At 70.8% G+C, this 13,257-nt stretch carries 13 protein-coding genes; 7 read left to right on the forward strand and 6 right to left on the reverse strand.

The window, feature by feature from the left end:
• Positions 1–33: 33 nt before the first annotated feature.
• Complete coding sequence (locus tag G6R20_RS08820) at positions 34–213, reverse strand: hypothetical protein (protein ID WP_067718902.1); 180 nt, start codon at positions 211–213, stop codon at positions 34–36.
• Positions 214–359: 146 nt separating this feature from the next.
• On the opposite strand from G6R20_RS08820, the gene G6R20_RS08825 reads away from it, so the two are divergent.
• Positions 360–1,136: an acetoacetate decarboxylase family protein gene (locus G6R20_RS08825; RefSeq protein WP_067718905.1), complete on the forward strand. Its 777-nt coding sequence runs from the start codon at positions 360–362 to the stop codon at positions 1,134–1,136.
• Here the strand turns inward: G6R20_RS08825 and G6R20_RS08830 are convergent.
• Complete coding sequence (locus G6R20_RS08830; protein WP_067718907.1) at positions 1,088–2,308, reverse strand: glycosyltransferase 87 family protein; 1,221 nt, start codon at positions 2,306–2,308, stop codon at positions 1,088–1,090. The two genes, G6R20_RS08825 and G6R20_RS08830, sit on opposite strands and share 49 nt — an antisense overlap.
• Positions 2,309–2,384: 76 nt before the next feature.
• Positions 2,385–3,890 (reverse strand): SulP family inorganic anion transporter, encoded by a 1,506-nt coding sequence (locus G6R20_RS08835; protein ID WP_187353586.1) that lies wholly within the window; start codon positions 3,888–3,890, stop codon positions 2,385–2,387.
• Positions 3,891–4,082: 192 nt separating this feature from the next.
• Here G6R20_RS08835 and G6R20_RS08840 point away from each other — a divergent pair, with 192 nt between their 5' ends.
• Positions 4,083–4,481 (forward strand): MerR family transcriptional regulator, encoded by a 399-nt coding sequence (locus G6R20_RS08840; protein WP_067718910.1) that lies wholly within the window; start codon positions 4,083–4,085, stop codon positions 4,479–4,481.
• Between the two features lie 61 nt (positions 4,482–4,542).
• On the opposite strand, the gene G6R20_RS08845 is transcribed toward G6R20_RS08840, so the two are convergent.
• Both G6R20_RS08845 and G6R20_RS08850 read right to left on the reverse strand, forming a co-directional pair.
• On the reverse strand, positions 4,543–6,231 hold the full coding sequence (locus G6R20_RS08845; RefSeq protein ID WP_163376164.1) for a glycerol-3-phosphate dehydrogenase/oxidase: 1,689 nt from the start codon (positions 6,229–6,231) through the stop codon (positions 4,543–4,545).
• Entirely contained in the window at positions 6,228–6,824 is a 597-nt protein-coding gene (locus G6R20_RS08850) for a TetR/AcrR family transcriptional regulator (protein ID WP_067718915.1), read from the reverse strand. The genes G6R20_RS08845 and G6R20_RS08850 overlap by 4 nt, the downstream gene beginning before the upstream one ends.
• Before the next feature lie 155 nt (positions 6,825–6,979).
• Between G6R20_RS08850 and G6R20_RS08855 the strand changes: the two genes are divergently transcribed.
• From G6R20_RS08855 to G6R20_RS08870, 4 genes are all read left to right on the forward strand, one after another.
• Entirely contained in the window at positions 6,980–8,599 is a 1,620-nt protein-coding gene (locus tag G6R20_RS08855; RefSeq protein ID WP_163376422.1) for an FAD-binding oxidoreductase, read from the forward strand.
• A complete protein-coding gene (locus tag G6R20_RS08860; protein WP_163376165.1) occupies positions 8,596–9,555 on the forward strand; it encodes a diacylglycerol kinase in 960 nt (319 codons plus the stop codon). The genes G6R20_RS08855 and G6R20_RS08860 overlap by 4 nt, the downstream gene beginning before the upstream one ends.
• Positions 9,556–9,655: 100 nt before the next feature.
• Entirely contained in the window at positions 9,656–10,264 is a 609-nt protein-coding gene (locus G6R20_RS08865; protein ID WP_240341356.1) for a CAP domain-containing protein, read from the forward strand.
• Positions 10,265–10,357: 93 nt separating this feature from the next.
• On the forward strand, positions 10,358–12,091 hold the full coding sequence (locus G6R20_RS08870) for a BCCT family transporter (protein ID WP_163376166.1): 1,734 nt from the start codon (positions 10,358–10,360) through the stop codon (positions 12,089–12,091).
• Here G6R20_RS08870 and G6R20_RS08875 read toward each other — a convergent pair.
• Positions 12,088–12,870: a pirin family protein gene (locus G6R20_RS08875; protein ID WP_163376167.1), complete on the reverse strand. Its 783-nt coding sequence runs from the start codon at positions 12,868–12,870 to the stop codon at positions 12,088–12,090. The genes G6R20_RS08870 and G6R20_RS08875 overlap by 4 nt on opposite strands.
• 236 nt (positions 12,871–13,106) lie before the next feature.
• Between G6R20_RS08875 and G6R20_RS18990 the strand changes: the two genes are divergently transcribed.
• Entirely contained in the window at positions 13,107–13,232 is a 126-nt protein-coding gene (locus tag G6R20_RS18990) for a hypothetical protein (RefSeq protein ID WP_256821000.1), read from the forward strand.
• The last annotated feature ends 25 nt before the right edge of the window (positions 13,233–13,257 follow it).

Below are 13,257 nucleotides of genomic sequence, written 5' to 3' on the forward strand. Positions count from 1 at the left end.
CGACCCGGGTGAGCCGTGTCAGGGTGAGCCGTGTCAGGCGGGGGGCTCGCCGACGCGGCCGATGCTGCTCACGGCGAGGTTCCCCAGCGAACTGTCGAAACCGAACTGCTGGTCGATGAATGCGGACGAGCCCGAGATCGCGGCGTTGATGGCGGCGGACGAGCCGACGGTGTAGTCGAACTGGGCGAAGAAGTCGGCGATGGCCTTGAGCATGAGTGCCTCCAGATGGATCGGTGGTCGCGCCGCGAACCGGGCGGCGGGACGTGAGCTGGCCTACACAGGTGATATCGGACCCGCCGCCCCGATCGTTAGCCGCGCAAACTGATGATTCCGGCCCGCGCGACCGCTACCGTCGCACCATGAGCTCTCCCACCTCCCGCGTCGTCGCCGGGCGCGAGATCACCTTCCCGGTCCCCGTCGTGTCCGCCTCGGTCTCCGGCGCGGCGTTCCTCACCCGGGCAGCCGTCGTCCGCCGGCTCATCGCGGCCGGCCGTCAGTCCGCCGTTCTCGACGCTGCGGGCGCCGAGCCGGTGGCACTACCCGGCGGCCGGACCCCCGCGATCATGATCCACGTGCGGTACCACGACGTGCCCGGCAACGTCCTGGGTGCGTACCACGAGATGGGAGTGGCTTTCCAGCTCAAGGTGCCGGGCCACGGGACGCTGGTGCACATCCACGAACTGCCGGTGGACCAGGACTTCACCCTCGCGGCGGGCAACGAGCTGTGGGGCTTTCCCAAGTGGAAGGGCGACATGGTCGGCACCGCCGGCGGGGCGCTCGACGATGCCCGTCTCGGGGCGGTCGGGTCGGCGGGCGCGGGCGGGGTCGATCTCAGGCTGGATACCCGCGTCGGTGTCCCGATCCCCGGCAGCCAATCACTCGCCATGAACTGCGTGCAGGTCCTCGACGGTCAGCCGGTGCGGGTCACGGCCGAGGCCACCGCCCGAGGTGGGCGGATGCGTCCGCTGAGCGGCGCTCGCGTGACGATCGCGACGGGCGCGGATGACAGCGACGCCGATGTCGCGCGGTTCGCCGAGGCGGTACGCGAACTCGGGCTGGACCGCGCCCGCGCCCTCGCCACCTTCTCCTACGACAGGTTCGAGGCCGAGTTCCAGGCGCCCGAACGGATCGGCTGACGCCGCCCGGGGGCGCCGCCCAAAGCCGCGCCGCCCAGAGCGGCGTCGCCGAGCAGCATCGCGAACGCGGCGATTCCGCTCACACCCTGCGCGTTGCCGATGAGCCACTGCAGCACGTGGGCGGCTGGGTCGACCGCGGTGAGCGCGTAGGCGTAGTGCGTGCCGATCAGGTGGGTGAGGACCAGGACCGCCACCGCGATCCGGACCGGTCTGCGCCGGGCGGTCAGTAGTAGCGGGATGGCGATGATCACGCCGGACCAGTGGTGGGTCACCGCCACCGGAGAGGCGATGAAGACCCCGAGGGCGACCAGGAGTAGGGCGTCGACGGGCCGGTTGTCCCGGGTCAGTCGCCAGGCTCCCCAGGTGGCTGCCGCGGCGACGAGCAGGAAGAAGCCGTAGACGGGCGGGTCGAGGTGCTCGGCGGGGATCCGGGCCCGGGCCAGCAGGCCGCTCAGGGCCTGGTTGGGGACGAAGTGCCGTGTGCCGCCCCGTTCGGTGAGGAAGAACTCGGCGGTCCAGAAATGCCAGGACTCGGCCGGGCGGATGAGGTGCCCGAGGCCGATCGTGGCCGCGACTGTCCCAACCGCCCGTGCCAGGGACGCCCAGTCTCTACGGACGAGGAACAGAACGCCGAACGCGGCCGGGGTGATCTTGATGCCGGCGGCCAGGCCGAGCAAGACGCCGCGGGCGCGGCGGGGAGTGAAGCCCAGGACGTCGGCGGTGACCATGAGGAACAGGAAGATGTTGATCTGGCCGAAGCCGATGTTCGCGCGGACCGGCTCGAACAGCAGCGCCACGCCGGTCAGTGCCAGGGCCAGGGTCCGTGCGCCCTGAAGCTGGAGCCGGGACGCGGCCATGGCCAGGATCGCCCAGACCGCGACCACCGTGGCGGCGGTCCAGGCGAGTTGGGCGACAGTGGCTCCGAGTGGCGCCAGCGGCAGGAAGACGACGGCGCCGAACGGCGGGTAGATGAACCTGAAGCCCGAGCGGGTGGGAAAGCCCTCGGAGTACAGGTCCGCCCCGGCCAGCAGGGCCCGTCCGGCGTCCTGGAACACCTGGAGGTCCAGCATGAACTCGGTCGCGGCTCGCACCATGACCGCGGTGATCACGGCCGCGGTCAGGATCAGACCTGCCAGGCGCAGCGCGCTCCCCGGCTTCGGGAGGGTGTGCATCGGGTAGCGCTCCTTTCGGTCCGGAACGGGGTGCGGTCGACCAGGATACGGTCTGGTCAGGCCGGGTCGGGTCAGGTCAGTGCCCCTCACCGAGGTTGCCGGAGAGCTTCTCCAGTCGCTCCTGGCTGGCCCCGTCGAGGCCGATGATCTCGACCGTCTTGCCCTTGGCCGCGTACTTGTGGCTGATCGCATCCAGGGTGGCCACGGTGGAGGCGTCCCAGATGTCGGCCTCGGTCAGGTCGATGACAACGTGCTGGGGATCGCCCGAGTAGTCGAACTGGTAGACCAGATCATTGCTGGAGGCCCAGAACAGTTCCCCGCGGACCCGGTAGGTACGGATGTCGATGGTGCCGTCGTGATTCACGTCGAGCTCCGAGACCTTCTCCAGGCTCGTCATGTGCGCGACCCGGCGGGCGAACATGACCATCGCGGTGAGGACGCCGAGGACGACGCCGATGGCCAGGTTGTGGGTGATCACGGTGGCGGCCACGGTGACGATCATGACGACCGTCTCGCTGAGCGGCATCAGACGCAGGGTGCGGGGATGGATGGAGTGCCAGTCCAGGGTGGCCACGGAGACCATGATCATCACCGCGACGAGAGCGGCCATGGGGATCAGGCCGACGATGTCGCCCAGTGCGACGACGAGGATGAGCAGGAAGACGCCCGCCAGGAGGGTCGACAGGCGGGTGCGGGCGCCCGACTGCTTGACGTTGATCATGGTCTGGCCGATCATCGCGCAACCGCCCATGCCGCCGAAGAAGCTGGTGACGATGTTGGCCACACCCTGGCCCCAGCCCTCGCGGGTCTTGTCGGTGCGCACCTCGGTGAGGTCGTCGACGAGTTTGGCGGTCATCAGGGACTCCATGAGCCCGACCAGGGCCATCGCCAGGGCGTAGGGGGCGATGATCTGGAGCGTCTCCATGGTCCACGGCACGTCGGGGATGAACAGCGACGGCAGCGAGTCGGGCAGTTCACCCTGGTCGCGCACGTTGGGCATGGTCCAGCCGAACAGCACCACGACGGCGGTGATCGCCACGATCGCGATCAGCGGTGCGGGAACCGCGGCCGAGAGCCGGGGGAAGAACACCATGATGCCGATGCCGGCCGCGACCATCGGGTAGACCAGCCAGGGCACCCCGAGCAGGTGCGGGATCTGCGCGGTGAAGATGAGGATCGCCAGGGCGTTGACGAACCCGACCATCACGCTGCGGGGGATGAAGCGCATGAGCCGGCCCACGCCGATCAGGCTGAGGACCACCTGGAAGATGCCGGCCAGCAGCACTGTGGCGACGAGGTAGTCCATTCCGTAGTCACGCGCCACGGGGGCGATGACCAGAGCGATCGCGCCCGTGGCGGCGGAGATCATCGCCGGCCGCCCGCCGGTGAAGGCGATCGTCACGGCCATCGTGAACGAGGCGAACAGCCCCACCCGCGGGTCGACTCCGGCGAGGATCGAGAACGAGATGGCCTCGGGGATCAGCGCGAGGGCGACGACCAGTCCTGCCAGCACCTCGGTGCGCAGCCGCCGGGCCGAGGAAAGGGCGTACCTGAATGACGCGAGGACACCGACGGGCGCCAGACCGTCATCGTCGACGCCGGGAGCGGGAGCGGCCCCGGGCGTGGTCGCGGGAGCTGTCACGGAGAATTTTCCTCACCACGTAGGGGCATGACACACTCTCCCGTAGCGGGAGATTCTGAATGTACCGTAACGGTAGAGTTGGCCGAGCGCGAACCCGAGCCCATGAGTGTGAACAAGCCCACAAGGAGAACGATGTCGGACGACGCGGTGCGCAAGATCGGCGAGGTCGCCGAGATCACCGGATTGTCGATCCGCACCCTCCGCCACTACGACGAGCTCGGCCTGGTGGTGCCCTCCGGTCACACCGCCGGTGGGTTCCGGCTCTACACCGATGCGGATGTCCAGCGACTGCTCCTGGTGCGGCGGATGAAGCCCCTGGGGTTCTCGTTGGAACGCATGAGGCAGTTCCTCCGGGCGACGGACGTCCTCTCGGCGGGCCGCGGCTCGGGTTCGGTGGAGCTCGACGACTGGCACGCGGCCCGGACGACGGTCGAGGAGATCCGCTCGGAGGCGGAGGCCCGCTATCGCGACCTGCAGACCCAGCTCGACTACGGCACGGAGTTTCTGCAGCTGGTCCGGAGATTCGACTAGGGCCTCCCGGCGCCGGTCGGCTCCAGTCGGGTCGCAGCAGGCGCGGTAGGCGTACCGGCAGTCAGTCCGCGGCGGCCCGTCCCGCGGCGAGGGCCTGACGGGCGACCGGCTCGGCGGCGGCCCGATCGGTGGCCACCAGCCCGATGCGGCTGCGACGGTCGAGGACGTCGTCGACGGTCAGCGCCCCCTCGTGGGTGACCGCGTAGGAGAACTCGGCGCGGGTGACGTCGAGGCCCTCGGCCACCGCCTCCAGCGGCCGGTCCAGCAGGCTGGCCGCCACCACGGTGCCGGCCTCCTGGCCGTAGCGCGCGACCAGGGAGGCGGGGAGGAGTCCGGCGGAGGTGGCCGACACCGCGGCCACGGGATGCCCCGGCGCCCCGACGAGCGGGAGGTCGGCGGTCCGGCACGGACCGGCGGGGAGTCCTGCACGCCCCGCGACGAGGTCGACCACCTGCTCGGCCATGAGCCGGTACTCCGTGAGCTTGCCGCCGGTGATCGTGACGAGGCCGTTGTCCGAGGTGAGCAGGGCGTGATCGCGGGAGAGGTCGGCGGTGTCGCCGTCGCCGGAATCGACCAGGGGGCGCAGGCCCGCGAAGGTGCCCAGCACGTCGTCGCGGGTCAGCCGCACCTCGAGCGCCCGGTTGACGACATCCAGCAGGAAGTCGATCTCCGCCTCGGTTGACTCCGGCACGTCCGGCACCGGGCCGGGGGCGTCGACGTCGGTCAAGCCCACGTGCAGTCGCCCGAACTCGGCCGGGATGGCAAAGCAGAAGCGGTTGGTCTCACCCGGCACCGGCACGGTGAGGGCGCCGACGGGATGGCCCAACGCGGCCGCGTCGAGGACCAGGTGGGTGCCACGCGAGGGACGCACGCGCACGCCGGGAGTGGTCTGGCCGGCCCACACGCCGGTCGCCGACACGACGGCCCGCGCGGAGAGGGTGAACTCGTCGTCGTCATCGTCGCTCCGCGCCGCGCCGCCGGCCCCCGGGCCGCCCACCACGGCGCGGCCCGCGACGCTCGCGCCGAGCTCGTCGCGGACGGTGACCCGCGTGCCGCTCGCCTCCAGCACCCGCGCCCGCGTGATCACCCGGGCCCCGTGCCCGGCCGCGGTGCGCGCGACGGCGGTGACCAGGCGGGCGTCGTCGACGAGCTGACAGTCCCAGTTGAGGTGGCCGAACCGCAGGCCGTCGCGGCGCACGCCCGGCACGTACTCGGCGACCCGGCGCGGGCCCAGCACCCGCGCGCCCGGCAGGCGGTCGGCGCGCGTCCCGGCGAGACGGGAGAGCACGGTACCGGCGACGAACCCGAGGCCCGGCAGCACGGCCCCCACCGGCTGGGTGTCGCGGTAGACGGGCACCACCTGCGCGAGCGGGCGCACGAGGTGGGGGGCGGTGCGCTCGAGCATGATGCCACGCTCGACGGCCGAGCGGCGCGCGATCGCGACGTTGCCGGTCGCCAGATAGCGCAACCCGCCGTGGGCGAGCTTGGAGGACCACCGGCTGGTACCGAACGCCAGGTCGTGGGCCTCCAGCAATACGGTCTCGAGTCCGCGAGAGGCGGCGTCGAGCGCGATCCCCGCGCCCGTGATGCCGCCGCCGATCACGATGAGGTCCACGGGAGTGGAGCGGCCGCGCAGCTCGGCGAGCTCGCGCGCGCGTCGACCGGCGGACAGCGCGGTGGACGGAGCCCTCGCATCGGTGGGCCCGGGGCGCGCGGTGGGCCCGGGGTCCGCTTTCGCGTGCCCGGTCACAGGCCCAGGTACCCGGTCACGAGCAGGTGGAGCTCGGCGCGCCACGAGTCCGCGTCGAGCGGCGGGTCGGCCAGTGGAGCGGACAGCACGGCGCCCTGGACCGCGAGGTAGAGCATGGTGGCCATGCGGTCGGGGTCGCGGCCGGCGAGGCGGGCGTCGGCCGCGATGGCGCGGGCGAGGACGTCGCGGAGGAACCCGATGAGTCGGTGCTGGGACGTGCCGAGCCGGCGGAACACGTACTCGGCGAGCATGCCGCTCTCGTGTCGGCGCAGCGCGTCGAGCAGGGGGTCGGTGCGCACCTCGTCGGCCATCGCGCACAGCAGGCGGGCCAACTCGCCGGCATCGTGGACCGCGCCCTCCAGCAGGTCCGGGCCGACGCGCTCGACCACGCCGGTGAGTTCGCGGGTGAGGAGGTCGGCGACCAGTGCCCTGACGTCGGGCCAGTGCCGGTAGAGGGTGGTGCGTCCGACGCCGGATCGGCGCGAGACCTCGACCATCGTGGTGCGGCTGGGGCCGATCTCGAGGATCGCGGCCCGGGCGGCGGTGAGCGCGCGGTCCCGCGTGGTGTGGCGCGAAGGGGAGGAAACGGTCACCGGGCCTCCTTCGCGGCGGGTCCCGCGGGGCGCGGATCGGTGCCGGGTCACCCGACGAAAACCCGTGAGCGGAACAGATCGTGCTCTAGTGTCCCAGTATGAGCGACGTGAACCCCGCTGACAAGCACCGATCCGGCCGCCTGCCGCTACCGCCGATGGACCTGCCCCGGTGGGGGACGGCCGCCGAGGCCACGGAGCTGAGCGAGAGCATCCGCGCCCTGCTGCGCGACGTGCTCGGCGTGACCGCGGAGACCGGGCGGACGTTCGACCCGGCCGCGGTGACCGCCTCGCCGTCGCGACTCACCGACGCCGATCTCGCCGCACTGGCCGACATCGTGGGCCCCGGCGACGTCTCGGTCGACGACGCGCAGCGCCTTCCGCGCGCCCGCGGCAAGTCGACGCCCGACCTGTTGGCGTGGCGGACGAGGCCGGCCGTGGACTGCCCCGATGCGGTGGTGGCCCCGGGGGACGACGACGAGGTGGCCGCCCTCCTGGACTGGTGCACCACCGAGAAGGTCGCGGTGGTCCCCTTCGGTGGCGGCACCTCCGTCGTCGGTGGCCTGGACCCGGACACCGGGACGAACAGGGCCGTGCTGAGCGTCGACCTGGCCCATTTCGATGGTCTCGAGTCCATCGACCCCGAGTCGGGGGAGGCGGTCCTCGGGGCGGGTGTCACGGGCCCTCGGGCCGAGGAACTGCTGGGTGAGCACGGTTTCTCGCTCGGGCATTTCCCGCAGTCCTTCCCCTACGCCACGCTGGGCGGCTACGCGATGACCCGGTCCTCGGGACAGAGCTCCGCCGGATACGGGCGCTTCGACGAGATGGTCCGCGGGCTGACGGTGGTCACCCCGGTCGGCGTGATCGAGGCGGGCCGGGCCCCGGCATCGGCCGCGGGCCCGGACCTGCGGCAGTGGCTCCTGGGATCGGAGGGTGCGTTCGGCGTGTGCACCCGGGTGCGCGTGCGGATCCATCCGGTGCCGGAGGTGGTGCGGCACGAGGCGTTCCGCTTCCCCGATTTCGCCACCGGCGCCGCGGCGCTGCGCGCGGTCGAACAGCAGGGGACGGGCCCGACGGTCATCCGTCTGTCCGACGAGACGGAGACCATGGTGAACCTCGCGACCGCGACCGAGTCGATCGGCGAGCGGGCAGGAGGTGCTGACGCGGACGCGGAGGACGAGGACCGCTCCGGAGGGTGCCTGTGTCTCTGCCTGTTCGAGGGCACGGCCGCCCATGCCGGGTCCCGGCACGCGGAGACGCGGGAGGTCCTGATCGCCCACGGCGGCACCTCGCTGGGCCCGGGGCCCGCCCGGTCGTGGGAGCACGGCCGCTTCGGGGCCCCGGTCCTGCGCGATGCGCTGCTGGACAACGGCGCGCTGGTGGAGACCCTGGAGACCGCCACCGACTGGTCCCGCCTGCCGGCACTGCGGGCCGCGGTCACGGAGGCGTTGACCACCTCGCTCGAGGCCTCCGGAACGCCGGCGCTGGTCATGTGCCACATCAGCCACGTCTACCCGACGGGTGCGTCCCTCTACTTCACCGTGGTCGCCGGTCAGCGTGGGCAGGACCCCGTCGCCCAGTGGCTCGATGCCAAGCGGGCGGCCTCCGAGGCGATCGTGGCGGCCGGCGGCACGATCACCCACCACCACGCGGTCGGGGTGGACCACCGCCCGTATCTGGAGTCGGAGATCGGCGAGGTCGGCCTGCGGATGCTGCGAGCGGTGAAGAACGCCGTCGACCCCCACGGCGTGTGCAACCCGGGCACACTCATCCCATGAGCGCGCAGCTGTCCGACCGCCGGATCGGCGCGGTCACGCTGCTGGTCAACCCCGCCGCGGGCGGTGGGCGCGGGGAGAAGGTGGCGGACCGGGCCGCCGGCCGCCTGCGTGCGCACGGACTCGAGGTCACGCGACTGGCTGGCGGCGGGGCGACCGAGTCCCTCGCGTTGGCGCGGCGGGCGGTCGCCGACGGGACCGACGCTCTGGTGGTGTGCGGCGGAGACGGGATGGTCTCGATCGCCGTGCAGGCGCAGGCCTTCACCGATGTGCCCGTGGGCATCATCCCGGCGGGCACCGGCAACGACCTGGCCCGCGAGTACGGCATCCCCCTGGGCGATCCCGAGGCCGCCGCGGACGTCGTCGCAGACGGCCGGGTCGAGACCGTCGACCTCGGCCGGGCCACCCCGGACGGCGGGGAACCAACGGTGTTCGCCTCGGTGCTGTGCGCCGGGTTGGACTCGAAGGTCAACCGGCGGGTCAACGAGATGGGACTCCTCCGCGGGCCCCTGCGCTACGTCCTCGCCTCGATCATCGAGTTCCCGACCTACCGTCCCCGGCGCTTCCGGATGGTCTTCGACGCCGGGCTGCCGAGCGAGGACACCGTCGAGACCGAGGTCCTGCTCAGCGCGTTCGCGATCACCCGCAGCTACGGCGGGGACATGAAGATCGCACCCGACGCCGACCGGAGCGACGGGTTGTTCGACGTCTGCTACGTCGGGAAGATCTCCAAACTCCGCTTCATGCGGCACTTCCCCTCGATCTACTCCGGTGCCCACGTGGGTCTGCGCGGCGTGTCGACGAGGCGGTGCCGGACGGTCCGACTCGAGGCCGCGGACGTCGAGGCCTTCGCCGACGGGGACGCCATCGCGCCCCTTCCGGTGACCGTCGAGGTGCTCCCCGGAGCGGGTCGGTTCCTCGTACCCCGTGAGCCACTCCAGTCACACCAGCATCGCTGATATCTGCTGGTCACAGCATTGACGCCGTCCCGCGCCCGTCCTGTTACCTCATCGGCCAATCGGTTCGCTTCAGGCGCACCGAGACGGCATGATCACCACCATGCGCACCAGTCCCATCGCGTCACTCGCGACGATCGCCGTCACCGCCGCCACCCTTCTGGGTGGGGCCGCGACCGCCTCTGCCCAGACGGCTGACCGGACCCTGCCGTCCTTCATCCCGCAGCACCTGATCCCGGCCCACCTGGTCCCCCAGGTGGACGGTCTCGTCTCCCAGGTGCGGGCCGCACTGCCTCCCGAGGCGTGGGCTGCGGTCGGCTCCAGCGAGATGGCCTACCAGGACATCACCGCCCTGGCCGTCGGCGGCGGGTTGCGCGAGGGCATCGTCCGCGAGATCGACGCGTACCGCATCGGCCGCGCGCTCGGGACGCTGGCGCCCAACCCGGAACTCGACCGTGAGGCCCAGGCCTGGGCCGACCGACTCGCCGCCCGCGACGAGGTGGTCCACAACACCGCCCTGATCGGCCGTGGCTACGGGGAGAACATCGTCGCCGCCGGGACCCACTGCGGCGCGACCTGCCTCGTCGACCTGTGGAAGAACTCGCCCGGACACAACGAAAACCTCCTCGATCCCGGGTACCGGTCCGCCGGTATGGGAATCGCCTATTCGAGCGGCGGGAAGGTATTCGTGGTACACAACTTCGCGTACTAGAAGCAGGATCACGCACGTCGAGCAGAACTCTGACTGAACCACTCGATCCGGCGGCACCGGCGCCCGGGTAGAGCCGAGACGACGGGGGAGACCATGTCCGAACGGATACTGAGAGCACTGAGGCTCAAGACCGATCCGGGGGTGTTCTTCACGACTGTCGGGGTCATCCTGCTCTTCGTCGTGGTGACGTTCTTCGCCGGCGAATGGGTGGGCAGCGTATTCGGTTCCGCCTCCGGGTGGATCATGACCAACCTCGGCTGGTTCTACATCTTCGGTGTCACCGCGTTCCTCGGCTTCCTCATCTGGATCGCGCTCAGCCGGTTCGGTCACGTCCGCCTGGGCGGGGACGACGAGCTGCCCGAGCACTCCACACTCACCTGGTTCGGCATGCTGTTCGCGGCCGGGATCGGCACCATCCTCATGTTCTGGGGCGTGGCGGAGCCCATCTCGCACTTCGCGACCCCGCCGCGCGGGGGTGTCGAACCCGGCAGCCGGGAGGCCGCCACCGAGGCGATGGCGTTCACGCTGTACCACTTCGGCCTGCACACCTGGACGATCTTCGCGCTGCCCGCCCTGGCGTTCGCCTACTTCATCTACAAGCGCAAGATGCCGCCGCGGGTGAGCTCGATCTTCGCGCCGCTGCTGGGCGACAAGATCTTCGGCCCGCTCGGCAAGACGATCGACATCGTGGCGCTCGTCGGCACCGTGTTCGGTGTGGCGACGTCGGTCGGCCTGGGCACGCTGCAGATCAACGCCGGCCTGGACGAGCTGTTCGGCATCGCCATGTCCCCGGTCGTCCAGGTCCTCGTCATCGTCGTGGTCACCACCATCGCGTGCATCTCCGTGGCCCTGGGCCTGGAGAAGGGCATCAAGCGGCTGTCCAACCTCAACATCGCGGTCGCGGTCGCGCTGCTGATCTTCGTCGTGGCGACCGGGCCCACCCTCTTCCTGCTCAAGGGCACCGTCGAGTCGCTGGGGATCTACCTGTCGACCCTGCCGGAGCTGGCGCTGTGGAACAACGTCTTTCCTGCCAACGACGACCTGGCCTCGTGGCAGAACACGTGGACCGTCTTCTACTGGGCGTGGACCATCACGTGGTCGCCGTTCGTGGGCATCTTCATCGCCCGGATCAGCCGCGGCCGCACGATCCGACAGTTCGTCTTCGGCGTCCTCGCCCTGCCGGTGGGCTTCTCGGTGTTGTGGTTCGGCATCTTCGGCATGGCCTCGTTCCACATCGAACTCTTCGGTTCCGGCGGCCTCACCGAGGCGGTGGTCGACGACGGCGACATCCCGGGCGCGCTGTTCGCGTTCCTGTCGAACTACCCGCTGGCCACGCTGCTCTCCGGTATCGCGGTGCTGCTCGTCGTCGTCTTCTTCACCACGTCCGTCGACTCGGCGTCGATGGTCGTCGACATGATGGCCTCCGGCAAGGACGACGACTTCGAGCCCTCGCCGACCCATCAGCGCGTCATCTGGGGCGTGCTCATGGGCGCGGTCGCGGCGACCCTGCTGGCCGGCACGGGCGAGGGCGGACTGACCGCGCTTCAGGAGGTCATCACCGTCATCGGCCTGCCGTTCTTCATCATGGGTTTCGTCATGATGTACAGCCTGGTGCGCGGGATCAGCAATGACATGGGGGAGAGGCCGCCCACGATCACCCGCCAGTGGCGCCGTGCCTACTCGGCCGAGGAGCTCGAGAAGCACGAGGAGGCGCCCTCGCCCGAGCCGGTGCACCCGCTGTACCACATCCCGGGGGACGGGGAGCAGGACGACGGTGCCCCCCTGTCGGCCGGCGACGACAAGGGGACGGCAACCGAGAAGGACTAGTGGCCGCGGACGTCGAGCATCGTCATGCCCGCGTGCATCTCCCACGCGAGGATCTCGGCGCCGTGGTCGCCGGCGGTGACACGCCGCCCCCCGGCGGCGGTCATCCGCGCGGCGTCGCCGGTGTCCAGCAGGCCCTCGCCCTCCAGCGTCACCGAGCCCAGGGGCACGTAGAGGTGGAGGTGGGGCGCGTCGGGGAGGTGGACGGACCGGCCGGGTCCCAGCCGCGCTGCGTGCAGCGCGGACGTGCGGTCGCGGATCCGGATGGCGGCACGGTTCGAGTAGGTGGGTAGCCCTCCGGCGACGACGACGAGCTGGTTCTCCAGCTCCGCCGGTTCGATCTCGAGCTGTTCGTACCCGGGATCCCCGCCGGTCTCGTCCGGGACGACCCACATCTGGACGAGGTGGACCGGGTCGGCGGGGGCGGCCTCGGTGCGGACCGAGCCGTCACGCCAGGCGTCGTTGCGTTCGGAGTGCAGGATTCCCGTGCCGGCGCTCATCCGCTGCGCGAGTCCGGGGTAGATGATCCCGCTGTGTCCCTCGGAGTCCTGGTGCACGAGCGAGCCGGACAGGACCCAGGTGACGATCTCCATGTCCCGGTGGCCGTGCGTGTCGAATCCGGAGCCGGCGGCGATGCGGTCGTCGTTGTTCACCAGCAGGCGGCCGAAGTGCGTGTTCATCGGGTCCTGGTAGTTGCCGAACGAGAACGAGTGGCGGGAGTCCAACCACCCGCCGGCGTCGTGTGAGCGCGACCGGGACCGGTGGATACGGATGTCGGACATGGGCTCTGTGCCCCCTCCCCAGAGGTGGATGACGCATCAACTATAGCATCGGCCGGTGGCGGGATGACGCTCTCGCGCGTTCGGTGGCGGCGATGGAGGGGGCACTTTAGGGTTCGAAACGACTGTTCGGGCGATCGTTCAGAACGCCCGTCCAGAAAGATTGTTTATCTGTCAGTGGCCCGGCGCCGACGAGCGTAGAGTGACGGGTGTCACACCGACTAGCAGGAGGTTCCACGATGTTGCAGAACGCGCTGGCCACCACGGTGCGAGTAGGTGTGGCCACGTACAGCGGGGTGGCGCAGATCGTCGTGGACAACACTCTCGGGCGGGTGCTCGACACCAACCCCGACAAGGTCCGGTAGGTCGTCGGGGCCCTTTCTGCTCCTC

It is taken from the genome of Dietzia sp. Alg238-R159, assembly GCF_900537145.1.
GTDB classification, from domain to species: Bacteria; Actinomycetota; Actinomycetes; order Mycobacteriales; family Mycobacteriaceae; genus Dietzia; species Dietzia kunjamensis.

Coding starts and splice junctions, on each gene's coding strand:
- G6R20_RS08840 (WP_067718910.1), top strand. CDS start 4,083: ATGTCGGACGACGCGGTGCGCAAGATCGGCGAGGTCGCCGAGATCACC.
- G6R20_RS08825 (WP_067718905.1), top strand. CDS start 360: ATGAGCTCTCCCACCTCCCGCGTCGTCGCCGGGCGCGAGATCACCTTC.
- G6R20_RS08865 (WP_240341356.1), top strand. CDS start 9,656: ATGCGCACCAGTCCCATCGCGTCACTCGCGACGATCGCCGTCACCGCC.
- G6R20_RS08830 (WP_067718907.1), bottom strand. CDS start 2,308: ATGCACACCCTCCCGAAGCCGGGGAGCGCGCTGCGCCTGGCAGGTCTG.
- G6R20_RS08870 (WP_163376166.1), top strand. CDS start 10,358: ATGTCCGAACGGATACTGAGAGCACTGAGGCTCAAGACCGATCCGGGG.
- G6R20_RS08855 (WP_163376422.1), top strand. CDS start 6,980: ATGGACCTGCCCCGGTGGGGGACGGCCGCCGAGGCCACGGAGCTGAGC.
- G6R20_RS18990 (WP_256821000.1), top strand. CDS start 13,107: ATGTTGCAGAACGCGCTGGCCACCACGGTGCGAGTAGGTGTGGCCACG.
- G6R20_RS08875 (WP_163376167.1), bottom strand. CDS start 12,870: ATGTCCGACATCCGTATCCACCGGTCCCGGTCGCGCTCACACGACGCC.
- G6R20_RS08820 (WP_067718902.1), bottom strand. CDS start 213: ATGCTCAAGGCCATCGCCGACTTCTTCGCCCAGTTCGACTACACCGTC.
- G6R20_RS08860 (WP_163376165.1), top strand. CDS start 8,596: ATGAGCGCGCAGCTGTCCGACCGCCGGATCGGCGCGGTCACGCTGCTG.